This is a genomic window from Pandoraea capi, from assembly GCF_902459735.1.
Taxonomy (GTDB): Bacteria; Pseudomonadota; Gammaproteobacteria; order Burkholderiales; family Burkholderiaceae; genus Pandoraea; species Pandoraea capi.
Genome location: NZ_CABPRV010000010.1, coordinates 1 through 22,521 on the forward strand (window position 1 = coordinate 1; position 22,521 = coordinate 22,521).

The 22,521-nt window shown below is 62.6% G+C and carries 21 protein-coding genes; 4 read left to right on the forward strand and 17 right to left on the reverse strand.

The window, feature by feature from the left end; genetic code table 11:
- Positions 1-269, reverse strand: a 269-nt coding sequence (locus PCA20602_RS18875) for an electron transfer flavoprotein subunit beta/FixA family protein (RefSeq protein ID WP_425495687.1), incomplete at its 3' end; no start/stop codon positions are given.
- Positions 270-673: 404 nt separating this feature from the next.
- On the opposite strand from PCA20602_RS18875, the gene PCA20602_RS18880 reads away from it, so the two are divergent.
- Positions 674-1,657, forward strand: coding sequence for an alpha/beta hydrolase (locus PCA20602_RS18880; protein WP_150722524.1), 984 nt, complete (start codon positions 674-676; stop codon positions 1,655-1,657).
- 128 nt (positions 1,658-1,785) lie between these two features.
- Complete coding sequence (locus PCA20602_RS18885) at positions 1,786-2,559, forward strand: ferredoxin--NADP reductase (protein ID WP_150722525.1); 774 nt, start codon at positions 1,786-1,788, stop codon at positions 2,557-2,559.
- 85 nt (positions 2,560-2,644) lie between these two features.
- Here the strand turns inward: PCA20602_RS18885 and PCA20602_RS18890 are convergent, their stop codons facing one another.
- Together PCA20602_RS18890 and PCA20602_RS18895 are read right to left on the reverse strand one after the other, a co-directional pair.
- Positions 2,645-3,466, reverse strand: coding sequence for an enoyl-CoA hydratase (locus PCA20602_RS18890; RefSeq protein ID WP_150722526.1), 822 nt, complete (start codon positions 3,464-3,466; stop codon positions 2,645-2,647).
- Positions 3,467-3,568: 102 nt separating this feature from the next.
- Entirely contained in the window at positions 3,569-4,492 is a 924-nt protein-coding gene (locus tag PCA20602_RS18895) for a histone deacetylase family protein (RefSeq protein WP_069340731.1), read from the reverse strand.
- 506 nt (positions 4,493-4,998) lie between these two features.
- Here PCA20602_RS18895 and mltB point away from each other — a divergent pair.
- Positions 4,999-6,120: a lytic murein transglycosylase B gene (mltB, locus tag PCA20602_RS18900; protein ID WP_246182236.1), complete on the forward strand. Its 1,122-nt coding sequence runs from the start codon at positions 4,999-5,001 to the stop codon at positions 6,118-6,120.
- 109 nt (positions 6,121-6,229) lie between these two features.
- Here mltB and cysM read toward each other — a convergent pair whose 3' ends face one another.
- The 9 genes from cysM to cmk all read right to left on the reverse strand — a co-directional run bounded on the left by cysM (position 6,230) and on the right by cmk (position 15,341).
- Positions 6,230-7,132: a cysteine synthase CysM gene (gene cysM / locus PCA20602_RS18905; RefSeq protein ID WP_150722527.1), complete on the reverse strand. Its 903-nt coding sequence runs from the start codon at positions 7,130-7,132 to the stop codon at positions 6,230-6,232.
- A gap of 210 nt (positions 7,133-7,342) precedes the next feature.
- Entirely contained in the window at positions 7,343-8,347 is a 1,005-nt protein-coding gene (rfaD, locus tag PCA20602_RS18910; protein WP_150722528.1) for an ADP-glyceromanno-heptose 6-epimerase, read from the reverse strand.
- Positions 8,344-9,333 carry a D-glycero-beta-D-manno-heptose-7-phosphate kinase gene (gene rfaE1 / locus PCA20602_RS18915; protein ID WP_069340726.1) on the reverse strand — a complete coding sequence of 330 codons (990 nt, stop codon included), beginning with the start codon at positions 9,331-9,333 and terminating at the stop codon, positions 8,344-8,346. Before rfaE1 ends, rfaD begins: the two co-directional genes overlap by 4 nt.
- A gap of 17 nt (positions 9,334-9,350) precedes the next feature.
- Complete coding sequence (locus tag PCA20602_RS18920; protein ID WP_150722529.1) at positions 9,351-10,724, reverse strand: UDP-glucose dehydrogenase family protein; 1,374 nt, start codon at positions 10,722-10,724, stop codon at positions 9,351-9,353.
- 21 nt (positions 10,725-10,745) lie between these two features.
- Positions 10,746-11,921, reverse strand: coding sequence for a lipopolysaccharide assembly protein LapB (gene lapB / locus PCA20602_RS18925; RefSeq protein ID WP_150722530.1), 1,176 nt, complete (start codon positions 11,919-11,921; stop codon positions 10,746-10,748).
- 60 nt (positions 11,922-11,981) lie between these two features.
- Positions 11,982-12,275 carry a LapA family protein gene (locus PCA20602_RS18930; protein ID WP_150722531.1) on the reverse strand — a complete coding sequence of 98 codons (294 nt, stop codon included), beginning with the start codon at positions 12,273-12,275 and terminating at the stop codon, positions 11,982-11,984.
- A gap of 247 nt (positions 12,276-12,522) precedes the next feature.
- The gene (locus PCA20602_RS18935) at positions 12,523-12,816 is read right to left on the reverse strand and encodes an integration host factor subunit beta (RefSeq protein WP_017232087.1); all 294 of its coding nucleotides are present in this window, start codon (positions 12,814-12,816) and stop codon (positions 12,523-12,525) included.
- A 12-nt stretch (positions 12,817-12,828) separates the two neighbouring features.
- On the reverse strand, positions 12,829-14,532 hold the full coding sequence (gene rpsA, locus PCA20602_RS18940) for a 30S ribosomal protein S1 (protein ID WP_039400075.1): 1,704 nt from the start codon (positions 14,530-14,532) through the stop codon (positions 12,829-12,831).
- A 113-nt stretch (positions 14,533-14,645) separates the two neighbouring features.
- Positions 14,646-15,341: a (d)CMP kinase gene (gene cmk, locus PCA20602_RS18945; RefSeq protein WP_217424881.1), complete on the reverse strand. Its 696-nt coding sequence runs from the start codon at positions 15,339-15,341 to the stop codon at positions 14,646-14,648.
- 111 nt (positions 15,342-15,452) lie between these two features.
- On the opposite strand from cmk, the gene PCA20602_RS18950 reads away from it, so the two are divergent.
- Positions 15,453-16,778 carry an Nramp family divalent metal transporter gene (locus tag PCA20602_RS18950; protein WP_150722532.1) on the forward strand — a complete coding sequence of 442 codons (1,326 nt, stop codon included), beginning with the start codon at positions 15,453-15,455 and terminating at the stop codon, positions 16,776-16,778.
- Positions 16,779-17,061: 283 nt separating this feature from the next.
- Here PCA20602_RS18950 and aroA read toward each other — a convergent pair whose 3' ends face one another.
- The 5 genes from aroA to PCA20602_RS18975 form a co-directional block, all read right to left on the reverse strand.
- Entirely contained in the window at positions 17,062-18,384 is a 1,323-nt protein-coding gene (gene aroA / locus PCA20602_RS18955) for a 3-phosphoshikimate 1-carboxyvinyltransferase (RefSeq protein WP_150722533.1), read from the reverse strand.
- Positions 18,384-19,256, reverse strand: coding sequence for a prephenate dehydrogenase (locus PCA20602_RS18960; protein ID WP_150722534.1), 873 nt, complete (start codon positions 19,254-19,256; stop codon positions 18,384-18,386). Before PCA20602_RS18960 ends, aroA begins: the two co-directional genes overlap by 1 nt.
- Before the next feature lie 17 nt (positions 19,257-19,273).
- Positions 19,274-20,356 (reverse strand): prephenate dehydratase, encoded by a 1,083-nt coding sequence (pheA, locus tag PCA20602_RS18965; protein ID WP_069340720.1) that lies wholly within the window; start codon positions 20,354-20,356, stop codon positions 19,274-19,276.
- Between the two features lie 87 nt (positions 20,357-20,443).
- The gene (gene serC / locus PCA20602_RS18970) at positions 20,444-21,556 is read right to left on the reverse strand and encodes a 3-phosphoserine/phosphohydroxythreonine transaminase (protein WP_150722535.1); all 1,113 of its coding nucleotides are present in this window, start codon (positions 21,554-21,556) and stop codon (positions 20,444-20,446) included.
- A 309-nt stretch (positions 21,557-21,865) separates the two neighbouring features.
- Complete coding sequence (locus PCA20602_RS18975) at positions 21,866-22,453, reverse strand: DUF2059 domain-containing protein (protein ID WP_150722536.1); 588 nt, start codon at positions 22,451-22,453, stop codon at positions 21,866-21,868.
- Positions 22,454-22,521: the final 68 nt, after the last annotated feature.

Sequence of the window (22,521 nt, forward strand, 5' to 3'; positions counted from 1 at the left end):
TCGTCCGACTCGATCAGGATCGCGCGATCCGCGCCGATCGCCAGCGCCGTGCGCAGCGTCTCCTGCGACTGGGCCACACCCGCCGACACCGCGATCACTTCCGTCGCCACACCCGCCTCTTTCAGGCGCACCGCTTCTTCCACCGCGATTTCGTCGAACGGATTCATCGACATCTTCACGTTCGCAATGTCGACGCCCGTGCCGTCGCTCTTCACCCGAACCTTTACGTTGTAATCCACTACCCGTTTGACCGGTACCAGGATCTTCATGAACTCGCTCCAAAGTTACGTTTACGTCAATCCGCTGCCATTATAACCACACGGCGAATGACGCATTATTTGCATATTTGAGGCATTTTGTGGCAATCATTCATGAAATGCTCTGGCATTGCCACGGATGCTCGATCCTGCGAAAAACGGCGCCGGTGCCTGACAGGAAGCGCTTGTGCGCCACGCCCTCACCCCGAACGATCGTGCTATTTTTATGCAAATCCTCTTGCGCAGCCAGTTTCCTCGTGGTGCGTTTCCTCTAGAGAAAACACACCGGCGCGCGCACGCCTATGATCGAATGGCGCACCGGTAAAACCCTCGACACGACTGTCGACGACCCCACCGATAAATCGCACCGCCGTCGCACGCACGACGGCCACCCGGCCATCCCGCCAGGAGGAGACATGACAACGCATTCGGAATCGCGTCTGCAAGCCAGCGATGGGCTGACGCTCCACGTCCATACGTGGCAGCCGGAGGCCCGCGCGGGCGACATCGATAGCGCGCCGCTACGCGCAGTCGTCGCCATCGTGCACGGCATGGGCGAACATGGTGGACGGTACGCGCGTCTGGCTGAGCACTTCGCGTCGCTCGGCATCGCGACCGTGACCTACGATCTGCGCGGGCACGGCCGCTCAGGCGGCGCGCGCGTCTACATCGATCGTTTCGACGACTATCTCAACGACACCGAAATCTTTCTCACGCACGTCCGCACGACGTTCGGGCCGACGCCGCTGTTCCTGCTCGGCCACAGCATGGGGGGTGCCATCGCCGCGCTCTATACGATCACGCGCGCTCCCGCCAACGTCAGCGGCCTGATGCTCAGCAGTCCGGCGCTCGCGCCGGGTGAGCCCGTCTCGCCGTGGATGGTGAAGGCCGGACGCTGGGTGTCGCGCTGGCTACCGAAGGTGCCCGTCTTCAAGATCGATCCGACGGCCATCGCTCGCGATAACGCCGTGGTCGATGCGGCGAAAAAAGACCCTCTCAACGCGTATCGAGGTACCCCGGCGCGCACGGCAGCCGAGCTGCTCGACGCCATGGCGCGCATTCACGCCAACGCAGACGCCCTGCACTTGCCGCTCTACATCTTCCACGGCACGGCGGACCGGCTAACCGCCCCATGGGCGAGCGAACAGTTCCACGGCAACGCCGGCTCGCAGGACAAGACCCTGCGGCTCTACCCGGGCCACTTCCACGAAACGCTCAACGATCTCGACCGGGAAAAAGTCATCGAGGAATTGACCGCCTGGCTGGTCGCGCATCTGCCGCAAACGCAGGCACCACAACGCGACGCCTCCGGACTATCGGCACTGGAGATGGATGCCATGCAAGGGACTCGCACGGCCAACACGCCGCGAACGCCGTTCGGTACGCATCACCGCATCTGATCGGGTCACAGTCAGCCCGAATGGGCGGGTTCGGTGCGCCTGAACCCGCCCTGCAAGCAGGGTCTCGCATTCCGATCCCTCACTGCGCGCTACACTGAAGCTGTGTGGATTCGCAAGGAGCCTCCGGCATGCAAGCGCAGACGAAATACTCGCCGCAAACGGTCACCGGCATGCATTTCTGGACGCCGACGATCTTCAGCATCAAGACGACCCGCCCTCCCGGCCTGCAATTCACAGCAGGCCAGTTCGTACGGCTCGGCCTGCCGGGCGACGACGGAGAACTGATCTGGCGGGCGTACTCTTTCGTGAATTCGCCTGCCGAGGATACGTTGGAGTTCTACGTAATTACGATTCCCGAAGGCCAGCTCACGCCACGACTGGCACAACTCAAGGTCGGCGACGAGGTGCTCGTCGACCATACCGCCTACGGCTTTCTCACCCTCGATCGCTTCACCGGCGGCGGCGACCTGTGGCTACTCGCCACGGGCACCGGACTGGCGCCCTTCGTTTCGATCCTGCGCGATCCCGACGTGTGGCAACGCTTCAAGCGCATCTTCGTCGTGCACAGCGTGCGATGGGAGCGCGACCTCGCCTATTACGAAGAACTCAGACATTTCTCGCATCCGGATGTCGATCCGTCATGGGTCGACAAGCTTCACTTCGCGGTTAGCGTGACGCGCGAGCAAACGCCGGGCGCGTTATATGGACGTGTCACGACGCTACTGTCGTCCGGCGAACTGGAAAAGGCGATGGGCGCGACGCTCGATCCCGCGACGTCGCGCATCATGGTGTGCGGCAATCCCGACATGATCAAGGAATTGCGTGCCTGGTTTACCGGCAACGGATACGCGGTCAGCCGTACGGCGACGCCGGGACCGTTGGTGCTGGAAAAGCAGTGGTAATGGTGGAGCGCATCCGGTGGATGCGTGATTCACAGCGGTAACCGGAGAAGGCGGGAGACGGCGGGGAGACGGCGAGAGACGGCGCTCAGTCCGTCGGCTTCGCCCAGTCGGGCGCCCGCTTCTCGATGAATGCCCGCACGCCTTCGAGCGCACACGCGTCCATCATGTTGCAAGCCATCGTCTGCCCGGCCATCTGATACGCAGCCTCGATGCCGGTCTCGGCTTGCCGGTAGAACAGCCCCTTGCCCGCCGCCACCGCCGCAGCGGGCTTGGCAAGAATCGAGCGGCATAGCGCCGCCACCTCGGCGTCGAGCCGCTCCATCGGCACCACCCGATTGACCAGTCCGCGCTCGCGGGCCGTCTGTGCGTCGATGAAGTCGCCGGTCAGCAGCATCTCCATCGCCTGCTTGCGGGTGAGATTGCGTGAGAGCGCAACGCCGGGCGTCGCACAGAACAGGCCGACATTGATGCCGGAGACGGCAAAGCGCGCCACCGACGTCGCGACCGCAAGATCGCACATCGCGACCAACTGACACCCTGCCGCCGTCGCGATACCGTGCACCCGTGCGATGACCGGCTGCGGCATGCGCTGCATCGTCAGCATCACGCGCGTGCACTGATTGAACAACGTCCGGTAGTAATCGAGCGACGGCTCCGCACGCATCTCCTTGAGATCGTGTCCCGCGCAAAAGGCCGGACCGGACGCGGCCAGCACCACCACACGGGCGCCGTCGTCACGAGCGATGTCGTCGAGCGCGCCTTGCAGCGCGTCGAGCATCGCTTCGGATAACGCATTGAATTGACGCGGACGATTGAGCGTGAGCGTTACCACACCGGCCAGCTCACCTTCGCCGTGAGTGACGAGAACCAGCGGCTCGGGCGCCGCCGTCGCTTGCGATGACGTCATGTCGTCTCCTGCGCCGCACGTTCGCGCCGCGATGAACGCTGCGCGCCGGCCGCTATCGATCTATCGGATCAATCGAATCTACCGAGGGCCGGCGTCCGGACGTCAGACGTCGGCGAGCACCTTCAGATGCGCCACGACACTGCGACCGAGCGCGGAGAGGTTGTAGCCGCCTTCGAGGCAGCTCACGATACGCCCCTTCGCGTGGCGATCCGCGATGGCCTTCACTTCCTTCGTGATCCACGCGAAGTCCGCTTCGGTCAGGCCGAGGCCGCCGAGATCGTCTTCACGGTGTGCATCGAAGCCGGCCGAGAAGAAGATCATCTCGGGACGGAATGCGTTGAGGCGTCCCAGCCAGCCGTACTCGATGGCCTCGCGCGCCGCCATGCCGGACGTGCGTGCTTCAAGCGGAATGTTGAGCATGTTCGGCGCCGGATCGTTGGCGCCGGAGAACGGATAGAACGGGTGCTGGAAGATGCCGCACATCAGCACACGCTCGTCGTTGCCGAACGCGGCCTCGGTCCCGTTACCGTGGTGCACGTCGAAGTCGACGATCGCCACGCGCGACAACCCGTGGACTTCCAGCGCGTGGGCCGCCGCAATCGCCACGCTGTTGAACAGGCAAAAGCCCATCGCACGCGTGGGCGTGGCGTGGTGACCCGGCGGACGCACACTGCAAAATGCGTTGTCGAGTTCGCCGCGAATCACCGCATCCGTCGCCGCGACCGCTGCCCCCGCTGCGCGCGTTGCCGCACGCCACGAATACGGATTGAGCAGCGTATCGGGATCGATCGGGAAGTACCCGGATTCGGGAATGTTGTCGCGGATAAAATCGATGTGATCCTGCGTATGCACGAGCCGCAGGCTGGCCTCGTCGGCCGCCGGCGCTTCACGGCGTTCGAGCAGACCGTCGATGCGACCGGCAATCAGTTGGTCCTCGATGGCGCGCAGCCGCTCGGGGCATTCCGGATGCCACTCGCCCATCTCGTGACGGACGCAATCGGGATGTGTATAGAACCCGGTAGCCATTCGTTGTGTCGCCTATCGCTTCGAATCGTTTTATTGGGACGGGCGGGGGATGCCCGCCGCGCCGTGGTCTCCACGTCCGGTAGCGGCCGGATGCGGAGCCTGACTCGCGCCGCGACGACGTGACTGACAGTCGTCAACAACACTCGCAAACGCGTGCCGATGGCCGGCATCCCCCATGAACACTGTCACGGACAGTGCACAGGCCTTAAGGTATCACAGGTGCACTCGGTTATACTGCCAAGCAGTCTCCCAGCAGACCCGTGACAGCCGGTTAGGGCCGTTCTCCCGAAATTCGGGACGGCAGGAACTGGCATGAATGGTTGGCGCTCTAGGTAATTACGCACGTCGAGTTACCTTTCGATGAGGACCGAATCAACGCAATGCGATTCGACATCGACAGGCCGCGACGAGAGCATCAACGCGACTAACGTGACGATGGCCGCAAGGGCCGCGTCGCATTCGGACTTCATACAGGCCTGACAGACAGCATGACATCACCGGTACGGATGTACGATTCACTCCCACGTTCGATGCGCGCGATCAGCGCGTTCAGTATTGCGCTGTGCATCGGCGCGTTTGCACTGACAAGCGTAAGCGCGCACGCGCAAGCCCGTGGCAAGCAAGCGGCGCAGACCGAGTTCGAGGAAGAAGTGGTGCCGCAACGCTATGCGGCCAATCCCGAGGTCGACGCATTCATCAACGACATCGTGGCACGCGACGGCTTCGATCGTACCGAGTTGCAGAAGGTCTTCTCGCGCGTGGTTTTCTCACAGACGGCCGCACGTCTTGCTGCGCCGCCCGCCACGCCCGGCCAGAAAAACTGGACGAATTACGAGAAGCGTTTCCTCGACAACACGCGCATCAACGGCGGCGTGCGCTTCTGGAATCAGAATGCGGCAGCACTCTCGCGCGCCGCTAAAGAATACGGTGTGCCCGAAGAGATCATCGTCGCCATCATCGGTGTCGAGACGATCTACGGGCGCAACATGGGCAACTTCCGCACCATCGATGCGCTCACTACGCTCGCGTTCGACTATCCGCCCGCGCGCAATCGTTCGGAGCGAATGGCGTTGTTCCGCAAGGAACTCGAAAACCTGCTGCTCTACGCACGTGAGCGCGGCGTCGATCCGTTCAGCATCTATGGCTCGTATGCCGGCGCGATCGGCATTCCCCAGTTCATGCCGTCGTCGATCCGAAACTTCGCGGTCGATTACAGCGGCGACGGCAAGATCAATCTGACGACGGATGTCGCCGACGCCATCGGCAGCGTCGCCAACTTCCTCAAACAGCACGGATGGCAGCCGGGACAACCGGTCGTGTGGAACATCGCCGCCGATCGCGGCAGTCAGGGGCTGGCCGAGGCGGGCGCCGATGGACAACCCGAACCGCATTGGAAGCTCGGCGACTTCATCAAGGCCGGCATGCTGATGAACGAACCGCGCCTCGATGTGGGCTCGGCGCTCGACACGCCGGTGCTGATCGTCGATCTGCCGACACCCGGACAGGCCACGCAGTACCGCATGGGCCTCACGAACTTCTACGTGCTCACACGTTACAACCGCAGCTTCTTCTACGCGATGTCCGTGTACGACCTGGCAGACGCCATCAAGGCCGCACGCGCGCCCTGATCGTCGGGAGACTGGCCCCCACAACAGCCGTCACCGACCAACCTCGGTCGTCGGGCATGAAAAACGGGACCCTCGGGTCCCGTTGCCGTTTGATGCCTTGCGACTCGACTTACGCCGGGAACACGCCCGTCGACAGGTAACGGTCACCACGATCGCAAACGACGAACACGATGGTCGCGTTCTCGACCTCATGCGCGAGATTCAGCGCGATCTGGCAGGCACCGGCAGCCGAGATGCCGCAGAAAATGCCCTCTTCTGCCGCGAGGCGACGCGCCATGATTTCGGCTTCGGCCTGCGTCACCGAGACCGTACGGTCCACGCGGGCGCGGTCGAAAATCTTCGGCAGATAGGCTTCCGGCCACTTGCGAATCCCCGGAATACGCGAGCCTTCGGCCGGCTCAGCGCCGATGATCTGCACCGACTCGCTCTGCTCCTTCAGGTACTGCGAGACCCCCATGATCGTGCCGGTCGTGCCCATTGCGGAGACGAAGTGCGTCACGCGGCCTTCGGTATCGCGCCAGATTTCCGGGCCGGTCGTCTCGTAGTGCGCGAGCGGGTTGTCGGGATTGGCGAACTGATCGAGGATGATGCCGCGCCCGTCGCGCTCCATCTGCTGGGCGAGGTCACGTGCGTACTCCATGCCGCCCTTGACCGGCGTGAGGATGATCTCGGCACCGTAGGCGCCCATGCTCTGGCGACGCTCGACGGAGAGGTCTTCCGGCATGATGAGGACCATCTTGTAGCCACGCACGGCCGCGGCCATCGCCAGCGCAATGCCCGTATTGCCCGAGGTCGCTTCGATCAGCGTGTCGCCCGGTTTGATGCGCCCGCGCTGCTCGGCGCGCTTGATCATCGACAACGCGGGACGATCCTTCACCGATCCCGCCGGGTTGTTGCCCTCGAGCTTGCCGAGAATCACGTTGTTGCGGCGGCGGATTTCGTCGTCGGGCAAACGCACCAGTTGCACCAGCGGCGTGTTGCCGATGGTGTCTTCGATAGTCTTATAGGCCATTGCACTAAGCTTTTTTCGGTCGGGAATCGAAACATTCTAATCCACCGGCCATGACCTCGCTCAGGGTAAGGTCTCGCGGCCAGCGATCGCTATCGTGAGCACCCGGCGAGATCCGATGTCCGAGACGGCGCGCCAAACACAACGGGGAGCCGTCTGGCTCCCCGTGTACCGGGCCGACCCGGTGACAGGCATGGCGTGCCTGGCGCGTGCTCACTGCGCCAGCAACCAGCGCACGTAACGCGAAACGCCTTCGCCGACCGTATAGAACGGCTGCTGATAGCCGCCGGCCTGACGCAGATGTTCTACGCTCGCCTGCGTGAAGCACTGATACTTGCCGCGCAGCGCGTCCGGGAACGGGATGTATTCCACGATCCCCTGTTTGACCATCTCGTCGAGCGACAGCGGCGCTTCACCGGCCTCCTCGCGCAACGTGTTGATCACGGCAATCGCGATGTCGTTGAACGGCTGTGCGCGCCCGGTACCGAGATTGAAGATGCCGCTGCGCTCCGGATGATCGAAAAAGTGCAGGTTGACCTTCACCACGTCTTCGACCGACACGAAGTCACGGCTTTGCGTACCCGCAGCGTAGCCGTTGTACTCGCCGAAGAGCTTCACACGGCCATTGGCACGGAATTCGTTGAAGTTGTGGAACGCCACCGACGCCATGCGGCCCTTGTGCGCCTCGCGCGGGCCGTAGACGTTGAAGTAACGGAAGCCGGCCACCTGACTCGGCAGCTTGCCGCCCGCCTCGCGCATGGCGCGGCGCACGATCTGGTCGAACAGAAACTTCGAGTAGCCGTAGACGTTCAGCGGTTTTTCGTACTCGCGCGTCTCCACGAACGTTTCCGACGCGCCATAAGTCGCTGCCGACGAGGCATACAGGAAAGGCACTGTCTGCGTCTGACAGGCCTCGAACAACGCCCGCGTGTAACGGAAGTTGTTCTCCATCATGTAGCGGCCGTCCGTCTCCATGGTGTCGGAGCAGGCGCCTTCATGGAAAATGGCGCGCACGCGACCGAATTCCCGGCGCTGGAAGCGCGCGACAAAGTCGGTCTTGTCGAGGTAGTCGCTGATCTCGCAGTCGACCAGATTGCGGAATTTGTCCGCACGCGTGAGGTTGTCGACCGCCACGATGTCGGTCTCTCCGCGCTCGTTGAGGGCTTTGACGAGGTTGGCGCCGATGAAGCCCGCGGCGCCCGTCACGATGATGGTCATGTCAGCTCGGAAAAGAGTTCGGTGTAGTCGACGGTCGCGGTGCCCAGCTTGCCCACGACGATGCTGCCCGCACGATTGGCGAGCACGACGGCCTGCGGCAGAGGCAGACCGGCGGAAAGCGACGCCGCCAGCGTGGCGATCACCGTGTCGCCCGCGCCGGAGACGTCATACACTTCGCGCGCCTGCGCCGGCACGTGCAGCGCACCGCTTTCGGTAAAGAGCGTCATGCCCTCCTCCGAGCGCGTGAGCAGCAGCGCTTCCAGCCCCAGCGATTCGCGCAGATTCTGTGCCCGCGACGTCAGATCGTCCTCCGAACGCCACACGCCCACGACCTGCTGCAATTCGGAGCGATTCGGCGTGAGGATCGTGGCGCCGCGATAGCGCTCGTAATCGCTGCCCTTCGGGTCGACGAGCACCGCCTTGCCTGCGGCGCGCGCGGCTTCGATCATCGGCTGGACATGCGTCAAACCACCCTTGGCATAATCCGAGAGCAGCACGACGTCATAGCTCGTGAGCAACTGACGATACTGATCGAGCACCGCCAGCAATACCTCACGCGCCGGCTGATTCTCGAAGTCGATACGCAGCAGTTGCTGCTGACGCGACACGATGCGCAGCTTGATGGTGGTCGCGAGATCGGCGTCGCGCGTCACGAAAGCCATCACGCCACTGGCGTCGAGCATGTCGACCACGCGCTCGGCGGGCTCGTCCTCGCCCAGCACGCAGAGCAGGCCGGCCTGTGCCCCCAGCGACGTCGCGTTGAGCGCCACGTTCGCGGCCCCGCCCAGACGCTCTTCGTTGCGCTTGACGTGCACCACCGGCACCGGCGCTTCCGGCGAAATGCGATTGACGTCGCCGAACCAATAGCGGTCGAGCATCACGTCACCGACGATCAGCACCCGGGCACGGCTGAACGCCTCGCGGGGTACGCTGGGCACGCCCGGCGCCTGAACCGTACGGGTAAGCGAAGTTGCCGTCGAATTCATCCGTCGTTCCTCGAAAATCAGGCGGATTCGCCCAGACCGCGACCGATGCCGTGGTATTCGATACCCAGTTCCTGCATGGCTTCCGGGTCGTACAGGTTACGGCCGTCGAAGATCAGCGGCAGCGACAACGCCTGCTTCACCTTGGTGAAGTCCGGGCTGCGGAAGGCCTTCCATTCCGTGACGATGACCAGCGCGTCAGCGCCCGTCAGCGTGTCGTTCTGCGTGGCGCAGAACTCGATGCGACTGTGGGCCTTAGCGTCGTCGGCAAAGTCCAGCGCAACGACTCGGCGGGCTTCTTCCAGCGCCACCGGGTCGTACGCACGCACGCTCGCGCCACGACGCACCAGCTCCGCGATCACACGACGGCTGGGCGCTTCGCGCATGTCGTCGGTGTTCGGCTTGAACGCCAGCCCCCACAGCGCGAACGTCTTGCCCTTCAATTCCTCGCCCAGACGCGCCACGATCTTGTCGATCAGCACCGTCTTCTGCGTTTCATTGACGGCTTCCACCGCGTTCAGAATCCGTAGCGGCAGACCGTAGTCTTCGGCGGTACGCACAAGTGCCTGCACGTCCTTCGGGAAGCACGAGCCCCCGTAGCCGCAACCGGCGTAAAGGAAGTGATACCCGATGCGCGGGTCCGAGCCGATGCCCTGACGCACGTCTTCGATATCCACGCCCACGCGATCGGCCAGATTGGCCAATTCGTTCATGAACGAAATACGCGTTGCCAGCATGGCGTTGGCGGCGTACTTCGTGAATTCCGCCGAGCGAACGTCCATGTACAGCGTGCGCTCGTGATTGCGGTTGAACGGCGAGTACAGGCGCTTCATCATCGCTCGCGCCTGCTGACCGTCGGCGTCGTCATCCACGCCGATCACGATGCGATCCGGACGCATGAAGTCGTCTACCGCCGCACCTTCCTTCAGGAATTCGGGGTTCGAGACGACCGAGAACTTCACGTCTTCGCTACGCTTGGCAAGCTCTTCTGCGACCGCGGCACGCACCTTGTCTGCCGTGCCCACCGGCACCGTCGACTTGTCCACGATCACCTTGAAGCTCTTGGCGTAACGGCCGATGTTGCGTGCTGCTGCGACGACGTATTGCAGGTCGGCCGAGCCGTCTTCATCGGGCGGCGTGCCGACCGCGATGAACTGCACGTCGCCGTGCGCCACGGAAGCCTCGACATCGGTCGAGAATTGCAGACGGCCCGCTTCGCGGTTGCGTGCGATGACTTCCTGGAGGCCCGGCTCGTGAATCGGCACGCCGCCGTTGTTCAGGATCTCGATCTTGCGCGGGTCGACGTCGAGACAGAACACGTCATTACCGACGTCTGCGAGACAGGCACCCGTGACAAGGCCGACGTAGCCGGAACCGATGATGGTGATCTTCATGATTTTGCGATGTTATGAAACTTATGTTGCTGCCGGCACGTCGGCACGGCGCGGCGTGTACGTCTCCCAGCCGTTACAGCCGGGGCACTGCCAATAGAAAAGTCGGGCGCGGAATCCGCACTGGTCACAGACATAGCGCGGCAACGACTTGGTGCGCTGCGTAATCAGCTTGCCCATGAGTTGCAGGTCCGACTGCGTGTCGCCATGCGCGGTCGCTGCATGCGCTTCGAGCAAACGCGCCATACCGGGGGCGCTCGGCGCACGGTGCATCTGCTCGCGCATCAGCTTGAGCGCGGCGTCCGGGCCGTCGAGCGACAACGTCTTCTCATAGACGATTTCGAGCAGATCGTCCGACGGGTTCTTGCGCAAGGCGTCACGCAACATGGCCAGCCCTTCCGGCGCCCGGCCCAGGGCCTCGAAGGCCTTCATGACCCGCTTCGCAGCGAGCCCGAGGTACATCGGATTCTGTTCCTCGATCGTGCGCAGCACCCGCAGCGCGCCCTCGGCATCTCCGGCGGCGAGCAGCATGTCGCCGCGCAGCAGCGGCGCACGCACGTTGGCCGGATTCACGGCGAGCGCGGCGTCCAGTTCACGCCCGACCGCCTCGGTATCTTTGCGTTGCAGCGCTTCCTGCGCCAGCTCGCAATGGAACTGGGCGATCTCCTTGCGGTAGGACACGGCCGGATCGAGATCCGTCAACGTTTCGGCTTCCGCCAGCGCTTTACGCCACTCTTTCTCGATCTGATAGATCGTGAGCTTGGCATGTTGCGCTGCCTTCGCGTACGCGCCGGTCTGCAACCGGCTGAAAGCGTCTTCGGCACGATCGAGCAGCCCCGCCTTCAGGAAATCGTGGCCGAGTTCGTACAGCGCATGCTCGTGATCGGCTTGCGGCAGATCATCGCGCGAGAGCAGGTTCTGATGGACTCGAATGGCGCGTTCCGTCTCGCCGCGACGGCGGAACAGACTGCCGAGTGCGAAGTGCAGTTCGGTCGTTTCGGGATCGAGCTTGGCGACTTCGATGAAGGCGTCGATGGCCTTGTCCGGCTGTTCGTTCAGCAGGAAATTCAGACCGCGGAAATAGGATGCCGGCAGATTGCGGCTTTCCGAGAGCAGACTGCGCAAATCGAGTCGCGCAGCCACCCAGCCGCAGCCGAAGATCACGGGGATGGCAAGTAGCCACCAGACCTCGAATTCCATGAATGCGTGTTGTCGTTGAAACAGTCGATGAGGATGACGAGCGTCGTGCGCCGCGCCGCGTTATACCGGCGGCAGCATCGGCGGCTGATCGCTCGCCTCGGGATCACGCTGGGCACGGGCCAGGTCGCGTCGCGTGCGACGCAGTTCAAGGCGTTGGCGCATCAGGCTCGGCAACGTCGCGAGCACGCCGATGACACCACCGACCACAAAAAATGCCAGTCCGATCATGATGAGCGGTGCTGTCCACGTATGCCCCAGGAACAGGTTCAACGTGACCTCGCCGGTGTTGGCCAGCGCGAGAGACAGCAACACCACGAATACGATCAGACGAACGATCCAAACAATCAGCTTCATGCCGAAAGGCTCCTGCGGCAGGATTGCCGTATGTTTTGCAACTTGAGCCGGCAGCACGAGGCGTCGAAGCCCTGAACGCAGCAGGCCAGCACGTGGGCGTATTGTACCGGATGTGCTCTGCGAGGCGTCGTTCCTGCAAAGTGCTTCACATTTCCGGCGATTGTCCGCACCGCCCCCCCTTGTCGATCGTCAGATACAAAAAAAGCGCCCGAAGGCGCTTTTCTTGCGTAGTAGATCCCAAAGGGCCTTATTGGTCCGACGCCTTGTGATCAACCCGCTCTCGCAACTCCTTGCCGGGCTTGAAATGCGGCACGAATTTCTCCGGCACCATCACTTTCTCGCCCGACTTCGGGTTGCGGCCGACGCGCGGTGGCCGACGGTTGAGCCCAAAGCTGCCGAAACCGCGGATTTCGATTCGATGACCGCGCGCAAGCGCATCGGCCATCGCGTCGAGAATCGTCTTCACCGCGAAATCGGCATCCTTGAGCACCAACTGGGGAAACCGCGCCGCCAACTGGTTGACCAATTCAGACTTGGTCATAGGCCTTGGACCTTACTGATTCTGGCTGTCCAGCTTGGCCTTGAGCAGGGCACCGAGGTTCGTGGTGCCGCTCGCTGCCGAGCTATCCGACGACATCTTGCTAATCGCTTCCTGTTGCTCGGCCGAATCCTTGGCCTTGATCGACAGGTTGATGTTGCGCGACTTGCGATCGATGTTGACGATCATTGCGTTGACGGCTTCGCCTTCCTTCAGCACGTTACGGGCATCTTCCACACGGTCGTGCGAGATTTCCGAAGCGCGCAGGTAGCCTTCCACGTCATCGCCCAGCGACACGACAGCACCCTTCGGGTCAACGGCCTTGATGGTGCCGTCAACGATCGAGCCCTTGTCGTGGATCGCCACGAAGGTGTTGAACGGATCGCCTTCGAGCTGCTTGATACCCAGCGAAATGCGTTCCTTCTCGACGTCGATGCCCAGAACCACGGCTTCGACTTCGTCGCCCTTCTTGTACTTGCGAACCGCTTCTTCGCCAGCTTCGCTCCACGACAGGTCCGACAGGTGGACCAGGCCGTCGATGCCGCCCGGCAGACCAATGAACACGCCGAAGTCGGTGATCGACTTGATTGCGCCCTTGATCTTGTCGCCCTTCTTGAAGTTGCGCGAGAAGTCATCCCACGGATTCGGCTTGCACTGCTTCATGCCGAGGCTGATACGACGACGGTCTTCGTCGATCTCGAGCACCATGACTTCGACTTCGTCGCCCAGCTGGACAACCTTGGTCGGCGCAACGTTCTTGTTGGTCCAGTCCATTTCCGACACGTGAACCAGGCCTTCGATGCCCGATTCCACTTCGACGAATGCGCCGTAATCGGTGATGTTGGTGACCTTGCCGAACAGGCGGGTGCCTTGCGGGTAACGGCGAGCAATGCCTTCCCACGGATCTTCGCCGAGTTGCTTGACGCCCAGCGAGACGCGGCCCTTCTCTTGATCGAACTTGAGGATCTTGGCGGTGACTTCCTGGCCAACCGACAGAACTTCGCTCGGGTGACGCACACGACGCCATGCGATGTCGGTGATGTGCAGCAGGCCATCGATGCCGCCGAGGTCGACGAACGCGCCGTAATCGGTGATGTTCTTGACCACGCCCTTGACGATCGCGCCTTCCTTGAGCGTTTCGAGCAGCTTGGCGCGCTCTTCACCCTGGGTGGCTTCGATCACGGCACGGCGCGACAGCACAACGTTGTTGCGCTTGCGGTCGAGCTTGATAACCTTGAATTCGAGGGTCTTGCCTTCGTACGGGGTCGTGTCCTTGACCGGACGCGTGTCAACCAGCGAACCCGGCAGGAATGCACGGATGCCGTTGACCATCACGGTCAGACCGCCCTTGACCTTGCCGGTGATCGTACCGGTCACGAGGTCGCCCGATTCGAGGGCCTTTTCCAGTTGCAGCCACGAGGCCAGACGCTTGGCCTTGTCGCGCGACAGCACGGTGTCGCCGTAGCCGTTTTCCAGGGCGTCGATCGCCACGGAAACGAAATCGCCGGCCTGAACTTCGACCTCGCCCTGATCATTCAGGAATTCTTCGATGGGGATGTACGCTTCGGACTTGAGGCCGGCGTTGACGACCACGAAGTTGTGGTCAACCCGAACGACTTCAGCGCTGATGACTTCACCAGCACGCATGTCTTGACGGGAGAGCGACTCTTCGAAAAGCGCCGCGAAAGATTCGTTGGTCGAGGTTTGCAGGTCGGACATAAAAGTGGATTACGCCGCTGACGTCCATCTCCCGAAGGGGGCTGACGAGAACGTGCAACGGTTGGGTTAAAGGTTAGACAAAGCCAAGCCAGGTGACTGCATGAAACACCCGGTCAGGCGCCTTGCGGGTACTGCACTTGCGCGAACCATTCGAGCACCTGAGCCACCGCCTGATCGACGTTAAGCCCCGACGTGTCGAGTACCCGCGCACCCTCTGCCGGCCTCAGTGGCGCCTCGGCACGGGTACGATCCCGCGCATCGCGCGCCTCAAGATCCAGCATGAGACTGTCTATGTTAGCAGAAAATCCTTTTTCTATCAATTGCTTATACCGCCTCTCGGCACGCGCCTGTGGCGTGGCGGTCAAAAACACCTTCAAATCGGCTTCCGGGAAGATCACCGTTCCCATGTCACGACCGTCCGCCACCAGCCCGGGCGCGGTCTTGAAGCCTCGCTGGAGCGCCGTCAGCGCCTGCCGGACAGCCTTGTGCACCGCAATACTGGATGCCCGATTGCCGATCGCTTCGGCACGAATGGCGTCGGTCACATCCTCACCTGCCAACCAGATACGCTGATCGCGGAAACGCACGTCGAGCGTCTCCGCGAGGACGGCGAGGGCGCTCACGTCGTCGGGGTCGATGCCGTGGCGAGCGCTCGCCAGCGCGGTCAGCCGGTAAAGTGCCCCACTGTCGAGGTAATGAAACCCCAGTTCGTCGGCCACCCGGTGCGCCACCGTCCCTTTACCGGATGCCGTCGGGCCATCTACCGTAATGACCGGAATCGAGTCGTCCACCACCGTCAAATCAGGCATTCCTTCATCTCTGTCTATCCAACACATTAAAAAATAAAACTTCCCATCCAAATAATAATGATTATCATTTAGATATGGACGCTATTTGCGCCGCCGGAAGATGTGACTGCCATGCAAAGCCGCGATTATCCCTTAGCCGGCCCCGAATGGGTGCCGCCGCCCGATCCGCAAAACCCGACACCGCGCCGAGCGCAGCGCTGGATGGGGTTTGCCGGGGCGGGCACGCTCATCGCCGTAGGCTATATGGATCCGGGCAACTGGGCCACGGCGATCGCGGGCGGTGCCCGCTATGGCTACACGCTGCTGAGCGTAGTGCTGCTCTCGAGCGTCATGGCGTTGTTGTTGCAATGGTTGGCCGCGCGCGTCGGTCTGGTGACCGGACGCGATCTCGCGCAACTCTCACGTGACCAGTATAGCCGTCGCACCTCATTGGCGTTATGGGGACTTTGCGAGATTGCCATCATCGCCTGCGATCTGGCTGAGATCATCGGTAGTGCAGTCGCGCTGCAACTCCTGTTCGGTCTGTCGTTACCGGTCGGCGTCGTGCTCGCCGGCTTCCTCGCCTTTGCCATGCTGGGTTTGCAGGGGTTCGGACAGCGTCGCCTCGAAGGCGCGGTCGCTGCCTTGATTCTGCTCACTGCCGGCTGCTTCGCCGCGCAGCTCGCACTGGCCAATCCCGATTGGGGTGCCGCGGTCTCCGGCCTGCGCCCGCGTAGCGAGATCGTCGCTCAGGCCGGCATGCTCTGGCTGGCGGTGGGGATTCTCGGGGCCACCGTCATGCCGCACAACCTGTACCTCCACTCGGCGCTGCTTCGCATGCGTGGCGAAGCGATGCCCGTACGCACGCCCGCCACGATGAACCGGGCGCTGAAGACAACCCAGTGGGACACCACGCTCTCGCTGGGCTTCGCCTTTCTCATCAACGCCGCACTGCTGATACTTGCCGCTGCCGTGTTCCACGCCAGTGGCAACACCGCCGTGGAATCGCTTGGCGACGCGCACAAGTTGCTCGCGCCGTTGCTCGGCAGTCAATGGGCGGGTGTCATGTTCGCGGTCGCCCTGCTCGCCTGCGGCCTGAACTCCACCGTGACAGCCACACTCGCCGGTCAGGTCACGATGGAAGGTTTTCTGAATCTGCGCATGAAGCCATGGCAGCGCGCGCTCATCACGCGGGGATTGGCACTGATTCCGGCGCTGTTGATCGTTGGTCATGGCGGCGAGGCCCAGACTACGAACCTGCTGATTTTCAGTCAGGTGGTACTCAGCCTTCAGTTGCCGTTTGCCGTGATTCCGCTCGTCCGGTTTGCCGGTGATGCCAAGTTGATGGGGCAGTGGCGTGTTCGCGGCGCGCTGCTTGCCAGCGCATGGCTGATCGCCGCCGCCATCGTCCTGCTTAATGGCGTTCTGCTCTGGCAAACGATGACGGGACAGGCGTGACGGCCATCGGCGCGCAACGTCCGGACTTGTTCGTTGGGCCTCCCCCGCCATGACAAAGGCCCGGCGTTTCATCGATTAGGTGCGCCGCCCCGCCTCGGAAGTCGGCTAACGCAGCGTTGCGAGACGCCAGAAGGTCATACGCTCGCCCTAACGGAACACGGCTGAGCATCCGCAGAAAAGAGGCTCCAGCGCGAACGACAGGGCACTAGGAATGCGCAAAGCCCGATTCAGCTCCGCGCGAGATCGCAACGGTACCGAATCGGGCCTGCCGGCACCAAGCAAATTACGAAGCGACGCGCGAAAACTCGGCGAAGTACGTCGGGAACGTCTTGGCGACGCACTTCGGATCGTTGATCGTCACAGGCACCCCACCCAGGCTCACGAGCGAGAAGCACATGGCCATGCGGTGATCGTCGTAGGTGTCGATCGCCGCATTCGGCGTCAGCGTGGCGGGCGGCGTCACGCGCAGATAATCCGCGCCCTCTTCCACTGTCGCGCCGACCTTGCGAAGTTCGATGGCCATTGCAGCCAGCCGATCCGTTTCCTTCACGCGCCAGCTGGCGATATTGCGCAGCGTAGTCGTGCCGTCAGCAAAGAGCGCAGCCACGGCAATCGTCATCGCGGCATCGGGGATGTGATTGAAATCCATATCCAGCGCACGCAGCTTGCCCGAAGGGGTATCGATGCCATGCACTTCGATAGCATCGTCATGCAGCGTCACGCGCGCGCCCATCGCTGCCAGCGCGTCGACGAAGCGCACGTCGCCCTGAATACTGTCACGGCCCACACCCTCTACACGCAGCGGGCCACCACCGATCGCGCCGGCCGCCAGAAAGTACGACGCCGACGAGGCATCGCCTTCCACGCGAATCTCACCCGGGCTCCGGTACTTCGCGCCATCCGCACCCGCCGCCGGCAGGGTGAAGCGCGACCAGCCGTCCTGACGCACGTCGATACCGAACCGGCGCAGCAGTCGCAGCGTGATGTCGATGTACGGCTTGGAAATCAGTTCGCCTTCGACTTCGACGACGATCTCGCCCGTCTCCGACGGCAGCAGCGGCAGCGTCAGCAACAACGCCGTCAGGAATTGGCTCGACACATCGCCGCGCACGCGAATCGGCGTCACGGGCGCCTTCACATCGGCCGGTTTGATGTGCAACGGCGGATAGCCGGCATTGCCGAGATAGTCGATCTGGGCGCCAAGCTGCCGCAGTCCGTCGACGAGATCCCCGATCGGACGCTCGTGCATACGCGCCACGCCAGACACCTCATAGTCGCCATGACTCAGCGACAACGCCGCCGTCAGCGGACGAATGGCGGTTCCCGCATTCCCCATGAACAGCTTGGCCAGCTTCACCGGAAATACACCGCCGCATCCCTCCACGATGAAGTCACGCGAATCGCCGACCTGAGTGCATTTGACGCCCAGCGCAGCGAGGGCGTCGAGCATGACCTGCGTGTCGTCCGACGCAAGCAGTTCACGCACACGCGTCGTGCCGCGCGAGAGCGCGGCGAGCAGCAGCACACGGTTCGAGATACTTTTCGAGCCGGGCAGTCGAAGCGTGCCTTCGGCGTGGCCGTACGGGCCAAGATCGAGCGTTTCCATTACTTTTCCTGTTGCTTGGCCCAGTCCGTTCGCGCCTGGCTGGTGCGGGCGAACACGGCCTCGAGACCGGCGCCATCACCGGCATCGATCAATTGACGTAGCGCGCCGAGGGTCGCGAGATAACCATCGAGTTCGGCAAGCAAGGCGTCGCGATTCGCCACGCAGATGTCGCGCCACATTTCGGGATTCGACGCCGCAATGCGCGTGAAATCGCGAAAACCGCCGCCAGCGAACCCGAACTTCAGTGCGGCGTCCGGCGCGTCGAGAATTTGCGCAATCAGCGCATACGACAACACGTGAGGCAAGTGACTTACCGAGGCAAACACGCGGTCATGCTGTGTTTCGGTCATCTCGGAGACGCGCGCGCCCGTCGCCTCCCACATCGCACGCACCCGCGCGACGTCGTCGCTGCGGTTGCCCGACTGAGGGCACAGCACGACGCGGCGATCACGATACAGGTCCGCCTTCGCCGCATCGACGCCCGACAGTTCCGCACCGGCAATCGGGTGCCCTGGCACGAAGCGCCACGCGTCGTCGCCAAGCGCAGAGTGTGCTGCGGCCACAGCGTCTGTCTTAGTGCTACCCGCGTCGGTCACGATCGTATGACCGGCCAGATACGGACGAATCGCGGCGAGCAGCGCGGGAGTTTGTGCCACTGGCGCAGCCAGCAACACGATGTCGGCGCCTGCGACGGCATCCGCCATCGACGATGCAGCCCGGTCGATCACGCCAAGTTCACATGCGCGAGCGAGCGACGCCTCGGTGCGTCCTACTCCCACGACTTCCTTCACGACGCCAGCCGCTTTCAGCGCGCGCGCGAGCGAACCGCCGATCAGACCAACGCCGCAGATAACGAGCTTATTCAGACTCATGGTGTCTTTCCCCGGCGTCACGCGGAACGCGGGTACGAGCCGAGCACCTTGCAATAGGCCGCGTTCTGACGCAGCGCGTCGAGTGCCTTGGCGACGTTCTCATCGTCGCGATGCCCTTCGAAGTCGACGTAGAAGTAATACTCCCAGGCACCGCTCTTGGCCGGACGCGACTCGAAGCGAGTCATCGACACACCATTGTTGGCCAGCGGTTCGAGGAGCGCGACGACAGCACCCGCGCGATTCGGCACCGAGAGAATCAGCGACGTCTGATCACGGCCGCTCGGCGCCGCGTCCTGCGTGCCGATCACGACGAAGCGCGTGCGATTGTGCGGATCGTCCTGCACGTGCGAGAACGCGATCTGCAAGCCATACTGCGTCGCCGCCGATTCACCGGCGATGGCGGCAATGGCCGGATCGGCCGCTGCCATACGCGCGGCCTCGGCGTTGCTCGACACCGCCTGACGCTCAAGCTGCGGGAAATGCGCCGTCAGCCAATGCTGGCATTGGGCCAGCGACTGTGCGTGCGAGCAGATGCGCGTCACACCGTCGAGCGTGCCCGACAGCGACATCAGGTTATGGTGAATCGGCAACGCCACTTCGCCGCCAATGGTCAGGGGGCTTTGCAGCAACAGATCCAGCGTGCGCGAGACGACACCTTCGGTCGAGTTTTCGACCGGCACGACGCCGAAGTCGGCACTGCCAGCTTCGACGGCACGAAACACTTCGTCCAGCGATGGGCACGGCAGCCCCTTCACGCTCTGACCGAAATAGGTCAGGGCAGCTTGCTCGCTATAAGTTCCGGCGGGGCCGAGATAGGCGACGGTCATCACCTTTTCCAGCGCGCGGCTGGCCGACATGATCTCGCGCCAGATGGACGCCAGATTGTCGCCATACAACGGACCGTCGTTGGCTTGCTGCAAGCGGGAAATCACCTGCAATTCCCGCTCGGGCCGGAATACCGGCGCACCAAAGCGCTTCTTGACCTCACCCACTTCGAGGGCGACAGCCGCGCGTTGATTGAGCAACTTGAGTAGTTGCGCATCGATAGCATCGATTTTCTCGCGCAAAGGGCGCAGCGATGCGTTCAGATCGTCTTCCATGGAGCGTATTGTCTTCTTGCTAAGTGACATGATCAGGCGGCTCGCGGCGCACAGTCTTTCAACCGTTGCGCCGGCCGCCCGCCCTCGTCAGCCGTGGCTGCGCTCGAATTCACGCAGATAGTCGACCAGTGCCTCGACGCCGGCAAGCGGCATTGCGTTGTAGATCGAGGCGCGCATGCCTCCCACGGACTTGTGGCCCTTGAGTTGCAGCAGGCCGCGCTCGCGAGCGCCGGCCAGGAATGTTTCGTTCAGTGCGTCGTCGTGCAGGAAGAACGGCACGTTCATCCGCGAACGGCAGTCCGGAGCGACCGACGTACGATAGAAATCGCTGTCGTCGAGGAAACCGTACAACAGCTCCGCCTTCGCCTTGTTCACCGACTCCATCGCCGCGAGGCCGCCCTGGCGCTTGAGCCACTGGAACACCAGCCCCGCAATGTAGATCGCGTAGGTCGGCGGCGTGTTGTACATCGAATCGTTCTCGGCGACCGTCTTCCAGTCGAACGCGCTCGGCGTGAACGGCAACGAACGGCCGAGCAGGTCGTCGCGCACGATCACCATGGTCAGTCCCGACGGTCCGATGTTCTTCTGCGCGCCACCATACATCACACCGAACTTCGACACGTCCATCGGACGCGAAAGAATGTGCGACGAAACGTCGGCGACCAGCGGCACGTCCGGCAGACCGACGGCCGCCAGGTCCGGCGTCCAGAAATACTCGACGCCATGGATCGTTTCATTCGTACAGATATGGACGTAAGCCGGGTCCTTGGACAGCTTCCATTCATCGACCTGCGGCAGACGCGTAAAATTTTCCGCTTCGGTGCTGACCGCGACGTTGACGTCGCAATACTTGCGCGCTTCCTTCTGCGACTTGACCGACCACGAGCCGGTCACGACGTAGTCCGCCGTGCGACGTTCGTTCGCACGGGCACCGCCCAGCAGGTTCATCGGGATGATCGCGTTCTCGGCGAGCGCCCCACCCTGCATGAAGAGGATCCGGTAGTTGTCCGGTACCGCGAGCAGCTCGCGCAGATCGGCCTGCGCCTGCGCCAGAATGCTCATGAACTCCCGGCCGCGATGGCTCATCTCCATCACGCCCATGCCGGCACCCTGCCAGTCGAGCATTTCCTCGGCTGCCTGACGAAGAACCTCTTCAGGCAGCGCCGCCGGACCGGCGGAAAAATTGAAAGCGCGCGTCATATTGGTTTTGCAGCAGTAAAAGTGAAACGCAAGCCGACGGACATTGACCCGTGCGGCTTGCGTTTCACGTCTTGCGAGGACTCGCGATGTGGCCGGGATATCCCGTCCGAGCGGCGGCGGCGGCAAAGACCCACTATACCGCCAGTTGGCCCTTACGTGCGGAGGCGGGCCGTAATTCCGGCGCAGGATGGTCGTTTCCCGGAATATTCCGAGCAGAACCTGCCGGCAAACCCCATCAATGCAAAATGGCCGTTTGCGATCTCTCGCAAACGGCCATTATCGGTCAATCCCCGAGGGATCGGCCGAAATTTACTTCTTGGCCGGCGCCTTCGGTGCCGACTTGGCAGCCGCGGCGATTTCGGCGTCAGCTTGCTTGCTGGTCGCTTCGATCGATTGCGGCATGTACTTCTGCATCAGACCGCCAACCACTTCCTGGCCGACCTGATCCTGGACCTTGATGTACTTCTGGCCCACCGGGCTCTTGTAGAACGCCGTCAGACCCTTGATTTCGTCGGTCGTGTAGAACTTGCCGTAGGCGTTGTACTGAGCCTGCACAGCGTCGTTCTTGAAGGCGTCGGTCGTGAACACCTTCCCTGCGCCGTCAACCAGCTTCTGCACCGAGTTCTGTTGCAGCGTCGGGACGATCGCCTGCTTCTGAGCATCGGTCAACGTCTTGTTTTCGACCAGTTGACGCTCGAGCACTTGCGGCGCCAGTTGCTTGGCTTGCCCCTGAGCACCTTCACCAATGGCGGTGACGAGCTTGTTTGCGTCGATGGCTTCCAGCAGATCCTTGATGGCTGCCTTCTTGTCCGCGTCAAGCGGAGCGCTCTGCTGAGCCATTGCCATTGCCGGTGCTGCGAGCAGCAGCCACATCCACTTCTTGACGTTGCGTTGCATAGTAATAGTCACTCCAAAATTCGTCAGTTTCCACCGACGATAAATAGATGCATCCTCGCCTGGGCACT

Excerpts from the sequence above, each read along its gene's own strand:
- PCA20602_RS18895 (WP_069340731.1), bottom strand. The coding sequence starts at position 4,492 with ATGGCTACCGGGTTCTATACACATCCCGATTGCGTCCGTCACGAGATG.
- mltB (WP_246182236.1), top strand. The coding sequence starts at position 4,999 with ATGTACGATTCACTCCCACGTTCGATGCGCGCGATCAGCGCGTTCAGT.
- PCA20602_RS18930 (WP_150722531.1), bottom strand. The coding sequence starts at position 12,275 with ATGAAGCTGATTGTTTGGATCGTTCGTCTGATCGTATTCGTGGTGTTG.
- lapB (WP_150722530.1), bottom strand. The coding sequence starts at position 11,921 with ATGGAATTCGAGGTCTGGTGGCTACTTGCCATCCCCGTGATCTTCGGC.
- pheA (WP_069340720.1), bottom strand. The coding sequence starts at position 20,356 with ATGGAAGACGATCTGAACGCATCGCTGCGCCCTTTGCGCGAGAAAATC.
- PCA20602_RS18880 (WP_150722524.1), top strand. The coding sequence starts at position 674 with ATGACAACGCATTCGGAATCGCGTCTGCAAGCCAGCGATGGGCTGACG.
- cysM (WP_150722527.1), bottom strand. The coding sequence starts at position 7,132 with ATGGCCTATAAGACTATCGAAGACACCATCGGCAACACGCCGCTGGTG.
- rfaD (WP_150722528.1), bottom strand. The coding sequence starts at position 8,347 with ATGACCATCATCGTGACGGGCGCCGCGGGCTTCATCGGCGCCAACCTC.
- cmk (WP_217424881.1), bottom strand. The coding sequence starts at position 15,341 with ATGCCTGATTTGACGGTGGTGGACGACTCGATTCCGGTCATTACGGTA.
- aroA (WP_150722533.1), bottom strand. The coding sequence starts at position 18,384 with ATGGAAACGCTCGATCTTGGCCCGTACGGCCACGCCGAAGGCACGCTT.
- rfaE1 (WP_069340726.1), bottom strand. The coding sequence starts at position 9,333 with ATGAATTCGACGGCAACTTCGCTTACCCGTACGGTTCAGGCGCCGGGC.
- PCA20602_RS18885 (WP_150722525.1), top strand. The coding sequence starts at position 1,786 with ATGCAAGCGCAGACGAAATACTCGCCGCAAACGGTCACCGGCATGCAT.
- PCA20602_RS18935 (WP_017232087.1), bottom strand. The coding sequence starts at position 12,816 with ATGACCAAGTCTGAATTGGTCAACCAGTTGGCGGCGCGGTTTCCCCAG.
- rpsA (WP_039400075.1), bottom strand. The coding sequence starts at position 14,532 with ATGTCCGACCTGCAAACCTCGACCAACGAATCTTTCGCGGCGCTTTTC.
- PCA20602_RS18920 (WP_150722529.1), bottom strand. The coding sequence starts at position 10,724 with ATGAAGATCACCATCATCGGTTCCGGCTACGTCGGCCTTGTCACGGGT.
- PCA20602_RS18950 (WP_150722532.1), top strand. The coding sequence starts at position 15,453 with ATGCAAAGCCGCGATTATCCCTTAGCCGGCCCCGAATGGGTGCCGCCG.
- PCA20602_RS18960 (WP_150722534.1), bottom strand. The coding sequence starts at position 19,256 with ATGAGTCTGAATAAGCTCGTTATCTGCGGCGTTGGTCTGATCGGCGGT.
- PCA20602_RS18975 (WP_150722536.1), bottom strand. The coding sequence starts at position 22,453 with ATGCAACGCAACGTCAAGAAGTGGATGTGGCTGCTGCTCGCAGCACCG.
- PCA20602_RS18890 (WP_150722526.1), bottom strand. The coding sequence starts at position 3,466 with ATGACGTCATCGCAAGCGACGGCGGCGCCCGAGCCGCTGGTTCTCGTC.
- serC (WP_150722535.1), bottom strand. The coding sequence starts at position 21,556 with ATGACGCGCGCTTTCAATTTTTCCGCCGGTCCGGCGGCGCTGCCTGAA.